12 protein-coding genes are annotated in these 11,643 nt (G+C 39.5%); all 12 read left to right on the forward strand.

Annotated elements, in window-relative coordinates:
- Positions 1-67 precede the first annotated feature (67 nt).
- Positions 68-685: a TetR/AcrR family transcriptional regulator gene (locus CD31_RS12820; RefSeq protein WP_036078131.1), complete on the forward strand. Its 618-nt coding sequence runs from the start codon at positions 68-70 to the stop codon at positions 683-685.
- A gap of 120 nt (positions 686-805) precedes the next feature.
- The gene (locus tag CD31_RS12825) at positions 806-1,948 is read left to right on the forward strand and encodes an acyl-CoA dehydrogenase (protein ID WP_036078132.1); all 1,143 of its coding nucleotides are present in this window, start codon (positions 806-808) and stop codon (positions 1,946-1,948) included.
- A gap of 43 nt (positions 1,949-1,991) precedes the next feature.
- Positions 1,992-3,626, forward strand: coding sequence for an AMP-binding protein (locus CD31_RS12830; RefSeq protein ID WP_036078133.1), 1,635 nt, complete (start codon positions 1,992-1,994; stop codon positions 3,624-3,626).
- A 15-nt stretch (positions 3,627-3,641) separates the two neighbouring features.
- On the forward strand, positions 3,642-5,000 hold the full coding sequence (locus tag CD31_RS12835) for an acetyl-CoA carboxylase biotin carboxylase subunit (RefSeq protein ID WP_036078135.1): 1,359 nt from the start codon (positions 3,642-3,644) through the stop codon (positions 4,998-5,000).
- Between the two features lie 68 nt (positions 5,001-5,068).
- Positions 5,069-5,281, forward strand: a complete 213-nt coding sequence (locus CD31_RS12840) for an acetyl-CoA carboxylase biotin carboxyl carrier protein subunit (RefSeq protein WP_016992214.1) — start codon at positions 5,069-5,071, stop codon at positions 5,279-5,281.
- Positions 5,282-5,295: 14 nt separating this feature from the next.
- Entirely contained in the window at positions 5,296-6,213 is a 918-nt protein-coding gene (locus CD31_RS12845) for a hydroxymethylglutaryl-CoA lyase (RefSeq protein WP_016992215.1), read from the forward strand.
- Entirely contained in the window at positions 6,210-6,992 is a 783-nt protein-coding gene (locus CD31_RS12850; protein ID WP_016992216.1) for an enoyl-CoA hydratase, read from the forward strand. The genes CD31_RS12845 and CD31_RS12850 overlap by 4 nt, the downstream gene beginning before the upstream one ends.
- A gap of 52 nt (positions 6,993-7,044) precedes the next feature.
- On the forward strand, positions 7,045-8,583 hold the full coding sequence (locus CD31_RS12855) for an acyl-CoA carboxylase subunit beta (RefSeq protein ID WP_016992217.1): 1,539 nt from the start codon (positions 7,045-7,047) through the stop codon (positions 8,581-8,583).
- 123 nt (positions 8,584-8,706) lie between these two features.
- The gene (locus CD31_RS12860; protein WP_238542710.1) at positions 8,707-9,282 is read left to right on the forward strand and encodes a VanZ family protein; all 576 of its coding nucleotides are present in this window, start codon (positions 8,707-8,709) and stop codon (positions 9,280-9,282) included.
- A gap of 327 nt (positions 9,283-9,609) precedes the next feature.
- The gene (locus CD31_RS12865) at positions 9,610-10,338 is read left to right on the forward strand and encodes a hypothetical protein (protein ID WP_036078137.1); all 729 of its coding nucleotides are present in this window, start codon (positions 9,610-9,612) and stop codon (positions 10,336-10,338) included.
- Between the two features lie 24 nt (positions 10,339-10,362).
- Positions 10,363-10,857, forward strand: coding sequence for a Cys-tRNA(Pro) deacylase (gene ybaK / locus CD31_RS12870; protein WP_036078139.1), 495 nt, complete (start codon positions 10,363-10,365; stop codon positions 10,855-10,857).
- 120 nt (positions 10,858-10,977) lie between these two features.
- Complete coding sequence (locus CD31_RS12875; protein WP_016992221.1) at positions 10,978-11,613, forward strand: YczE/YyaS/YitT family protein; 636 nt, start codon at positions 10,978-10,980, stop codon at positions 11,611-11,613.
- The last annotated feature ends 30 nt before the right edge of the window (positions 11,614-11,643 follow it).

Genomic DNA, 11,643 nt, shown 5'->3' on the forward strand with positions numbered 1-11,643 from the left:
GTTTAATGGTTTTTCCTGATTATAAGGAGTGATGAAGTATAGAGCTAGATGAAGGATGATAGGGCCTATGGTAAAGAAAACGTTAAAACAAAGAATTGTAGACGCTTCAGTTGAATTGTTTCAACAAGATGGTTATCACAATGTAACCGTGGATCGTATTGTGGAATATATTGGGGCATCAAAGGGTGGATTTTATCATAATTTTAAATCAAAAGATGAACTGTTGTATGAAATTCATGATGTCTTTATTTCATATGTCATTCAACAATCGCAAGCTGCATATGACAAATTCGATACACCCATCACACGTTTGTGTGCCATGCTGCAAACACTGACACAAGTATTTGATATGTATCAAGCACATATTACGATTTTTTATGAAGAAAGTCGTTCACTCTCAGATGAATATAGTGACATCATCCATAAAAAGCGAGATCACTATCGTGATATTTTACAAAGAGTGATAGCAGAGGGTCAGGAAGCAAAGGTTTTTCGTACCGAATTACCTTGTACAATTGTAACAATGGCAATTGTCGGGATGATTAACTGGACGTACAAATGGTTTAAGCAATCAGGACCATTAACGATGGAGCAAATCACAGATGTTTTTACCGATATGGTATTACGGGCAATTGTGACAGAACAAGCCATGGGAGAAGCGAAGCAATTTATAATAAAGGGGTAGCCAGTAGGAAACACTGGTTTTATTATTTGTTTTTACAAACCGACTAGTCGGTATTTCACTGTAAGCAATTGTTCTTGAGCTACATCTACTATGGCAAATTCAACAATAGGGGGATTAGGGATGAATTTTGAATTAACAAAAGAGCAAGAAATGATTCGAGACATGGTGCGTGATTTTGCTGAGAAGGAGATTAAACCGTATGCTCGTGAGGTTGATGAGACATCAACAATGAGAATAGAGAGCTTTAAGAAGATGGCAGAACTAGGCTTATTGGGTATCCCGTTTCCTGAAGAATATGGTGGATCAGGTGGGGATACGGTGTCCTACGCTTTAGCTGTAGAGGAAATTGGTCGAGCATGTGGGGGCACAGGGTTAAGCTATGCAGCTGCTGTTAGCTTAGGAGCCTCACCAATTTACAACTTCGGTACAGAAGAACAAAAGCAAGAGTGGCTAGTTCCATTAGCTAAGGGTGAGACATTAGGATCATTCGGTTTAACAGAGCCAAATGCAGGTTCAGATGCTGGTGGCACACGTACTACAGCTGTTATTGATGGTGATGACTACATCATTAACGGAGAGAAATGCTGGATTACCAATGCAGGATATGCTCGACAAATTATTGTAACTGCGGTAACAGGTAAACGTGAGGATGGTAAAAAAATTATTTCTTCTATTATTGTGCCAACAAACACACCAGGTGTAACAATCAACTGTAACTATGACAAAATGGGTGTACGTGGCTCCAATACATGTGAGATTGTGTTAGAAAATGTTCGTGTCCCAAGAACAAATCTATTAGGGGATGAAAAACGTGGCTTTAGCCAGTTTTTAAATACACTTGATGGTGGTCGAATTTCCATCGCTGCTCTTTCTGTTGGAATTGCCCAGGCTGCTTATGAAAAGGCACTAAAATTTGCGAAGGAACGTGAGCAATTTGGTGCACCTATTTCGAAGCTACAGGCGATCCAATTTAAATTAGCTGATATGGCGATGGAAATAGAGCTTGCTCGTACGCTAGTACATAAAGCAGCATGGTTAAAAGATCAAAAGAAGCCATTTGGCAAAGAAGCTGCAATGGCTAAACTATTTGCTTCTGAAATGGGCTTCCGTACATGTAATCAGGCAATCCAAATTCATGGCGGTTCTGGATATATGAAAGAATACGATGTAGAGCGTCATTTACGTGACATTAAATTAATGGAAATCGGTGAAGGAACATCTGAAATTCAACGTCTCGTTATTTCTCGTCTAATTGGCTGTTAATCATCATCAGTTAAGTTAAATAGCATAAATAAGGGGGATCTTCATGGCAGAACTTGTGTATCAAACAATTGGTCAATTGCTAGATGAACAATCAAAAAAGTACCCGCAGAATGAAGCATTGGTCTATGCTGACAGAAATTTACGCATGACTTATGAGCAGCTAAACCGTCAAGCACGTTACGTAGCGAGAGGTTTAATGGCTCTTGGAATTGAAAAGGGAGACCATATCGCAGTATGGACGACGAATGTTCCTGAGTGGGTACAGCTTCAATTTGGTACAGGGAAGATGGGTGCTCCAATTGTAACGGTAAATACGAATTACCGTGCGAGTGAGTTGGAGTATTTATTGAAGCAATCTGATGCTAAAACGATTTTTCTAATTGAAAATTATCGAGACCATTCTTTTATCAATACACTGCAAGAGTTATGTCCAGAGCTTGTACATTGTGAACCAGGTAATTTGCAATCAAAGAGACTACCTTTATTAAAAAATGTTATTTTAATCGGTGAAAATAAATACCCTGGTGTACTTAATTGGTCAGATGTTTTAACTGCTGCCGAGCAAGTAACCGAGGAACAGTTAGATCAGAGAGAGCAATCTCTCCATTATGATGATGTCATTAATATTCAATATACATCTGGTACGACAGGCTTTCCTAAGGGAGTAATGCTAACGCATTTTAACTTAGTCAACAATGCTGTTAACATTGCAGAATGTATGCGTTTAACGGCAGAGGATCGTCTATGTATCCCAGTTCCATTCTTCCATTGCTTTGGTTGTGTCATAGGAACATTAGCTATTACAACGAGTGGTGGAACGATGGTACCAGTGCAGGAATTCTCACCTGAAGAGGTACTAAAAACCGTTCAACAAGAGAAATGTACTGCATTACATGGCGTGCCAACAATGTTCATTAGTGAACTGAATTTATCGAATTTTGCATCTTTCGATCTTTCAACTTTACGGACAGGAGTCATGGCAGGATCAAACTGTCCAATTGAAGTTATGAAAGCGGTCATTGAGAAGATGGGCATGAAAGATATAACAATATGCTACGGTCAAACAGAATCATCACCTGTTATTACGCAGACAAGAACGGATGACCCGTTAGTGTTAAAGGTGGAGACAGTTGGCCGCGCATTACCAAACCTAGAAGTAAAGATTGTTGTTCCTGGAACTACCGAGGAAGCTCCGACGAATGAACAGGGAGAGCTGTGTACAAGGGGCTATCATGTGATGAAGGGCTACTATAAAAACCAAGAGGAAACAGATCTGGCGATTGACGAGGATGGTTGGTTGCATACAGGTGATTTAGCAACAATGGATGAAGCCGGTTATGTCCGTGTAACAGGTCGCTTGAAGGATATGATTATCCGTGGGGGTGAAAACCTATACCCTCGTGAAATTGAGGAGTTCCTTTATACACATCCGAAAATTTCAGATGTTCAGGTTGCAGGTGTTCCTGATCCTGTTTATGGTGAGGAAGCGGCGGCTTGGATTGTTTTAAAAGAAGGAGAGCAGGCAACAGCGGAAGAAATCCGAGATTATTGTCGGGATAAAATTTCAAGACATAAAATTCCACGACATATTTTCTTTATTGATAACTATCCAATGACTGCATCTGGAAAAGTTCAAAAATATAAATTACGAGAAGATTTCGTTATGACCGTAAAGTAAGGAGGGGCAGTAGATATGTTCAACAAGGTATTAATTGCAAATCGTGGGGAAATTGCTAGACGTGTGATCAGAACATGCAAGCGCCTAAATATTCATACGGTTGCTATCTATTCAGAGGCAGATGCTGAAAGCTTACATGTGAAAGATGCAGATGAGGCTTTCTGTGTAGGGAAGCCACCTGTTGCACAGAGCTATTTAAACATCGACCGCATTCTAGAAATTGCACTAGAAAGTGGCGCAGAGGCTGTTCATCCTGGCTATGGTTTACTATCAGAGAATGCAAATTTTGCAAAACGGTGTACAGAGGCAGGTTTAGTGTTTATCGGTCCAAGTGCTGATGTGATCGCTTCAATGGGCAGTAAATTAGAGGCTCGTAAGACAATGAAAGCTGCTGGTGTACCGATTGTAGAGGGTGTAGAAGCGCCTGTGAAGGATGTAGAAGAAGCCACTGACATAGCGGAGCGTTTAGGCTATCCGATTATGTTAAAGGCATCGGCAGGCGGTGGCGGTATCGGTATGCAGCTAGTTGAAAATGCTGAGGAACTAGCCAAAGCTTTTGAGGGCAATCAAAAGCGTGCACAATCATTCTTTGGTGATGGCACGATGTATATGGAGCGATTCATTGCTAACCCTCACCATGTTGAAGTGCAAATTATTGCTGATCATCAAGGCAATGTCGTTCCATTATTTGAACGAGAATGCTCTATTCAACGAAGAAATCAAAAAGTAGTAGAAGAAGCACCATCACCGTTTATCTCACAAGAGACAAGAGAAAAAATGCTAGAAGCGTCAGTTAAGGCGGCGAAGCATATTAGTTATGTCAATGCTGGAACAATCGAATACTTGGTTGATGAAAATCAAAACTTTTATTTTTTAGAAATGAATACAAGACTACAGGTAGAGCATCCCGTAACAGAGGAAATTACGAAGCTTGATTTGGTAGAAGAGCAATTGAAAATTGCGGCAAAACAACCTCTTGCATTTACAAGAGAAAGTCTTACTAAAGAAGGGCATGCGATTGAAGTGCGCATATATGCTGAAAATCCTTCGACATTTTTCCCGTCTCCAGGTACCATTACGACCCTTGAATTACCGACAGGTGAAGGCGTTCGACATGAATGTGGTGTTGAATCAGGTTCAGTGGTAACACCATTCTATGATCCAATGATTAGTAAATTGGTGGTGTGGGGGGAAACAAGAGAAATTGCCTGTGAAAGATTAGCACAAGCGCTAAAGGCGTACAAAGTGGAGGGGATTCAAACGAATATCCCAATGCTGTTAAAAACCGTCACACATGAGCAATTTTTAAAAGGCTATACGACGACAAAATTTGTTGAGCAATATTATTTACCGCAATTAGCAGAAACAAAATAACAATTTTCATGTATTCGTGCTTCCATAGAGGGACGAATACATGATTAAAAAATTAGGAGTGAATGAATATGGCAACAGTAAAAGCAAGCATGGCAGGAACAGTATGGAAAATCGTCGTAACAGAGGGGGAGAAAGTGGCAGCAGGTCAAGATGTAGCCATTTTAGAATCGATGAAAATGGAAATTCCAATTGCAGCAGAAGAGGATGGCGTAGTGACAAAAATCATTGCCAATGAGGGCGACTTCATTAACGTTGATGATGATATTTTAGAAATTGAGTAAGAGGAGGCTTGTTTATGCAGCTACCTAAGCAAGTCATAATCAAAGAAGTTGGTCCACGTGATGGCTTACAAAATGAAAAAACGCATATTACAACAGCTGATAAAGTGCAATTAGTTAATTTATTAAGTCAAACAGGATTAAATTATATTGAAGTGACATCGTTTGTGCATCCTAAATGGATTCCTCAATTAGCAGATGCAGTCGAGGTTCTGCAAGCCATTAAAAGACATAAGGATATTACCTATGCGGCACTTGTACCCAATATGCGTGGCTTAGAACGTGCATTGCAGGCTGAAGTAGATGAAGTAAGTATTTTTATGTCTGCTAGTGAAAGTCATAACCAAAGTAATATTAATAAAACCATAGCAGATACATTTCCCATATTAGAAGAAGTTGTAGTAGGAGCTAAGGCTGCAAAGAAACATGTTCGAGGCTATATCTCAACGGTTATTGGTTGTCCCTATGAGGGGTATATACACCCTGACAAGGTATTACGAGTAACGGAAAAGTTATTGGAGATGGGTGTGACTGAAATATCGCTTGGCGACACAATTGGTGTGGGTGTACCGACACAGGTTGAGTTTCTTTTAGAAGAATTACTAAAAAGGTATCCTGCTGAGAAATTTGCCATGCACTTTCATGATACACGTGGTACAGCACTAGCCAATATTATGAAATCCATAGAAATGGGTATTACCAAGTTTGATAGCGCGCTTGGTGGGCTAGGGGGCTGCCCATATGCAAAAGGTGCCTCAGGCAATGTAGCCACAGAAGATTTATTGTATTTATTCGATGAGATGGGTATTGAAACAGGGGTAGATCGACAAAAGGTGCTTGAGGCAGCACTCTTTATTGAAGAGAAGTTAGGCAAAGCTGTTGCATCAAAGCAAATGGCTATTGTCCGCAATGAAAGGAGTGCAAATCAACTATGACACAACTCGTTCGTTTTGAATTACTAGAAGGTAGTATTGGACTTATTACTCTTTCAAGACCAGAAGCTGCTAACGCTATGTCGGTTCAATTACTTCATGAGCTATCTGACACGCTTGATCAAATCAATGGAGATCCAGCAGTGCGCGTAGTCCTTCTAACAGGTGCAGGCGAAAAGGCATTTTGTGCAGGTGCTGATTTAAAGGAACGTAAAGGCATGTCTGATCGACAAGTGAAGCAGATTGTGCAGCTGATTGGTGCCACTGTGGCAAAAGTTGAAACGCTTGCACAGCCTGTCATTGCTGTCCTAAATGGCGTAGCCTTTGGCGGAGGCTTGGAGTTGGCACTAGCTTGTGATTTACGAATTGCGGCTACACATGTAAAGCTGGGCTTAACCGAAACATCGCTCGGTATTATTCCAGGAGCTGGGGGAACACAACGACTTCCACGTCTAATTGGTCTTGGTAAAGCAAAGGAATTAATTTATACAGCGCGAAGGCTGAATGCCGAAGAAGCTAAAAATTATGGCATTATCGAGTATGTTTATGAAGGACATGAGGTATTAAATAAAGCACAACAGCTTGCACTGGAAATGGCAAAAAATGCACCACTTTCTTTAGTGCAAGCCAAAGTTGCGATCAATCAAGGTGTTGAGGTAGATTTAGCTACCGGATTAAAAATTGAATCACTTGCATATAGTGCACTGATCCCAACAGAAGACCGATTAGAGGGCTTACTTGCCTTCCAAGAGAAGCGAGCGCCACAATATTCAGGGAAATAAAACGCCAAGAAATCATTTGGTGTAATCGATTGGGCAAAGGGAGGAAATTAACATGAGCAATATCTCGACAGAAAATACACCACCTACAATGAAAGATAAAATTTTAGCAGGTGGATTACCAAAATATCATGACAAAAATGCACAACAAGGCAAGCTATTTGTACGTGAGCGTCTTGAACTGTTACTTGATGATGGTCTTCAATCAGAGGATGGGCTCTATGCGAACTGTTTAGCAGGAGATTTACCAGCAGATGGTGTTGTCACTGGTATTGGTAAAATCCATGGTCGTACAGTTTGTGTGCTAGCGAACGATTCAACGATTAAAGCAGGTTCTTGGGGAAAACGCACAGTTGAAAAAATGATTCGCATTCAAGAAACCGCTGAAAAGTTGAATTGTCCATTACTCTATTTAGTGGATTCGGCAGGTGCGCGTATTACAGATCAGCTTGAAATGTTCCCAGGACGCAGAGGCGCAGGTCGCATTTTCTACAATCAAGTCAAGCTGTCAGGAAAAGTTCCGCAGATTTGCTTATTATTTGGTCCTTCGGCTGCAGGTGGTGCCTATATTCCTGCATTTTGCGATATCGTGGTAATGGTAGAAGGGAATGCTTCTATGTATTTAGGTTCTCCTCGTATGGCCGAAATGGTTATCGGTGAGAAAGTAGATTTAGAAACAATGGGTGGCGCAAAAATGCACTGTTCTGTTTCAGGTTGTGGAGATGTGCTTGTTAAATCCGAACAAGAGGCTATTACTTATGCGCGCAAATATTTAGGATACTTCCCTAATAACTATGCAGAGCGTAGCAAGGTAGAGACACCCAAACCGCCGGCTTCATTTGATAAATCTATTGAAGAATTAATACCTCAAAACCAAAATGTTCCATTTGATATGTATAAGCTAATTGATCGTATTATCGATGAAGATTCGTTTTGTGAGGTTAAGAAATTATTTGCACCAGAATTAATTACAGGGCTTGCGCGAATTAATGGACAATCAGTTGGGATCATCGCTAACCAACCTCGCGTCAAGGGAGGCGTGCTATTCCATGATTCTGCTGATAAAGCGGCGAAGTTTATTTCACTTTGTGATGCTTTCAATATCCCGCTGTTATTCCTAGCAGACGTTCCAGGATTTATGATTGGTACTCAGGTTGAAAAAGCAGGAATTATCCGTCATGGTGCTAAAATGATTTTTGCCATGAGTGAGGCAACTGTTCCTAAGCTAACGGTCATTGTGCGTAAAGCGTATGGTGCAGGATTATATGCAATGGCTGGTCCTGCGTTTGAACCAGACTGTTGTATTGCCTTATCAAATGCACAAATTGCCGTAATGGGACCAGAAGCTGCTGTCAATGCCGTCTATGCCAATAAAATTGCAGAACTTCCGAAAGAAGAGCAAGCAAGCTTCATTGCCGAGAAACGTAAAGAATATCAAGAGGAAATTGATGTGTATAGATTAGCTTCAGAGCTTATCATTGATGATGTAATTGAGCCTAATGAGCTACGCCAGGTACTAGAAAATCGCTTAGAGCTTTATATGTCAAAATACTTATTATTCTCACAACGTAAGCATGGGGTAAACCCGGTTTAAACATACTTATTGCAAGGCTGTCTCTGCTGGTAGGAGACAGCCTTTTTGGATGATAATTTTTTTCAGCTACTTGCAAGCTATAGTTGAGCATATTAAAATATGGGAAGGAATAAAGGGAAGTGGGTGTTAAGCTTGTCTAAAAACAACATAGCGGATGTTCAGAATAATGCCAAGCTCCCATTACCATATCGGGATGTCATTGATACATATTATTTGCCGCTAAAGGTAGCAGGTTGGATTTTATTTAGTATCTATTCATTTATGGCTTTTTATAAATTGGTTATTGATCGCCTAGTAGATGTAGTCGTCATTTTATTTAAAGGAGATTACTCTATAGGTGACTTAGGATTGTTTGATTATAGTAGTTGGCGATTAACTACAAATTTTATTCCCTTCGAAACGATTCTCCGTTATATAAACTACTCTCAATATTTTAATTGGGAAATTATAATCGTTAACTTACTTGGCAACTTGTTAATTTTTACTCCAATGGGCTTTTTACTGCCATTACTATCGAAGAAATTCCGAAAAGCATGGATTATTATTTGTTTGGGCTTTTTTGCTAGTCTTGCTGTCGAAACCGTTCAATTTATTTTTACCGTTGGTTCTGCGGATATTGATGATTTAATTTTAAATACAATGGGTGCATGGCTTGGTTACTTAGCTTATAAAGGTATATTGATTAAACCCAAAAAATGAGAAAAGCAGTCCAGAATGAGAGGACTGTTTTTTTATGTTGATTAACACTATTTGTTTAGTGTATATGTAATAAATTTTATTGAAAATAGTAGAGAGCTAATAAATGAATATGAAAAGTATTAGTCAGATGAGGTTCTTTATACCTATTTTTGAAAATGATTAGTATCTCTTTAGGAGGTTAGTAGTAATTAGTGCTTGAATTTAATAGTGAAAATTCCGATAATGAGTGTACAGAAACTATTCAAATGGTATAGATAGAGTGTGAGAAAGAAAGTTCATATCTATTAACTTATTAGCATATGAAGATAAAAGGGCGAGGTGAAAACTATGAAAATAACAAATTTAATGGAACAAGAAAGAATTTCATCCCAGCATAATCGTAAAAAAATACTGCAGCGTAAAGAGGCAGGAGATGCCTATAGAAAAAATGCGATGTATTTTCAGCCAAAGAAAAACCCATTATTGATTGAACTTGAAAATTTACTGTTAGGGCGTACTGACCAAGATTTATATGAGCAACAGCAAGAAGAGTCAAAAGAAGTAACTCCTCAGCAGCAAGCCATTATGGAAGATTTACAGCAAACAGAAAAGAATGTACGGGCCCATGAGCAAACCTATAAGGTAGGAATGAATGATAACGCTGATTCCTCGCATATATCCGATTCAGAACTAGGTGACACACTACTGCCCATTTTAGAGCAGGTACGTAATGCAGCATTGTCATCAGCAGAGCCTTCTCCTCAAGATTTACGTGTGGCGCAAAGCGTTGATGCTCACATACAGCATATGTTAAATAATTCAAATGGTGACGAGGTTACCACAAATGAAAGCGAACCATCTTTTGTACGTGACATCATCGAAGTGAAGGTTCCTGAACGTTACGCGAAGGAATTGAAATTGGACCCATTTGCAGATACAATTTTCGGTAAGAATTATGAGACTGCATTCAAGTTAAGAGCATTCAAACAGGCATCGGAAAGATATGCGGCTCACGTTCAAATGACGAAAAATGGCTATCGTCCAGACAAGGATTCTATGTTCTCTTTGATAGCCTGATGCTGTAGATAGGAGATTGTTGACATGGCAAAGGCAAAGCATGCGAAAACGAATGCGATTCGTTTATTAGAACAACAAAAAATGCATTTTGATGTGATGGAATATGAAACAGGGGACGGTCAAGTTGATGGTGTTTCTGTAGCTGAGAAAATAGGACAGCCTGTTGCTCGGGTATTTAAAACATTAGTAGCAAAAGCAAGTGCACAAAAGCTATTTGTATTTGTTATTCCAGTAGCTGAGGAGCTGGACTTAAAAGCAGCGGCAAAGGTGGTTGGGGAAAAGAAAATCGAAATGTTAGCGGTAAAAGATCTACTTAGCCATACTGGTTATGTTCGTGGTGGATGTTCACCAGTAGGGATGAAGAAGTTATATCCAACGGTCATTGATGCATCTGCTCAAGAACAAGGTAGTATAATTGTTAGTGCTGGGAAAATTGGTATGCAAATTCATGTTCAAGTAGATGATCTGAAAACTATAACAAAGGCACAACTTGCCTCAATTACAGCTACCCATGAGTGAGAGAATGGGTAGTTTTTTTATGTGTTAAGATGAAAGGTTTAGATCAAGCACAATAGCTTAATTTTGGTTGAAAGTATGATAAAGTAATAGCAATATTATTCATAGAGAGAAGGATAAGGAATGCGTAGAATAATGGGGTGGCGTTGGACCTTTTTTATTGGTGGCTTAATTGTGATGTCACTTGGAATCACGATGTCGATAAAGGGGAAAATCGTTGGCACAAGCCCATGGGATGTTTTACATGTAGGTCTCTTTCAAAATTTTGGGTTAAGTATCGGCACATGGTCTATTGTAACAGGACTCTTTATAGTTGCTTCAACATCCATTGTATTACGTCAATGGCCAAAGATAGGTACTTGGCTCAATATGCTGCTAATCGGCTCGTTCATTGATGTATTTAACTGGCTGTTGCCCTCAACGGATGTATATGGCTTACAAATTACATATTTTATTATTGGTTTATTTGTTTTGAGCTTTGGCTGTGGGATGTATATTGCACCGAATATGGGCGCAGGACCAAGGGATACCTTAATGATGATACTTGTTGAAAAATTTGGTGGATCTATTAAGACAGCAAGAATGGGAATTGAAGTACTTGTAACAATTGTTGGCTGGCTTCTAGGTGGGCCAGTTGGCGTGGGGACGGTATTGATCGCCTTAACCTCAGGCTATATTGTGCAATATTCATTACCATATTGTCGTAAAATATTAATGAAATGTATTGGAAATATGGAGGGCATGAAGCCTTTCTATTAATTCATGAAGCTACTTTTATCTGTCATAGAT

It is taken from the genome of Lysinibacillus boronitolerans JCM 21713 = 10a = NBRC 103108, from assembly GCF_000772935.1.
Classification (GTDB): Bacteria; Bacillota; Bacilli; order Bacillales_A; family Planococcaceae; genus Lysinibacillus; species Lysinibacillus boronitolerans.

What these genes read in the sequence shown, in the direction of transcription:
- CD31_RS12865 (WP_036078137.1), top strand. Translation starts at nt 9,610, where the DNA reads ATGAAAATAACAAATTTAATGGAACAAGAAAGAATTTCATCCCAGCAT.
- CD31_RS12845 (WP_016992215.1), top strand. Translation starts at nt 5,296, where the DNA reads ATGCAGCTACCTAAGCAAGTCATAATCAAAGAAGTTGGTCCACGTGAT.
- CD31_RS12820 (WP_036078131.1), top strand. Translation starts at nt 68, where the DNA reads ATGGTAAAGAAAACGTTAAAACAAAGAATTGTAGACGCTTCAGTTGAA.
- ybaK (WP_036078139.1), top strand. Translation starts at nt 10,363, where the DNA reads ATGGCAAAGGCAAAGCATGCGAAAACGAATGCGATTCGTTTATTAGAA.
- CD31_RS12835 (WP_036078135.1), top strand. Translation starts at nt 3,642, where the DNA reads ATGTTCAACAAGGTATTAATTGCAAATCGTGGGGAAATTGCTAGACGT.
- CD31_RS12855 (WP_016992217.1), top strand. Translation starts at nt 7,045, where the DNA reads ATGAGCAATATCTCGACAGAAAATACACCACCTACAATGAAAGATAAA.
- CD31_RS12825 (WP_036078132.1), top strand. Translation starts at nt 806, where the DNA reads ATGAATTTTGAATTAACAAAAGAGCAAGAAATGATTCGAGACATGGTG.
- CD31_RS12850 (WP_016992216.1), top strand. Translation starts at nt 6,210, where the DNA reads ATGACACAACTCGTTCGTTTTGAATTACTAGAAGGTAGTATTGGACTT.
- CD31_RS12830 (WP_036078133.1), top strand. Translation starts at nt 1,992, where the DNA reads ATGGCAGAACTTGTGTATCAAACAATTGGTCAATTGCTAGATGAACAA.
- CD31_RS12840 (WP_016992214.1), top strand. Translation starts at nt 5,069, where the DNA reads ATGGCAACAGTAAAAGCAAGCATGGCAGGAACAGTATGGAAAATCGTC.
- CD31_RS12875 (WP_016992221.1), top strand. Translation starts at nt 10,978, where the DNA reads ATGCGTAGAATAATGGGGTGGCGTTGGACCTTTTTTATTGGTGGCTTA.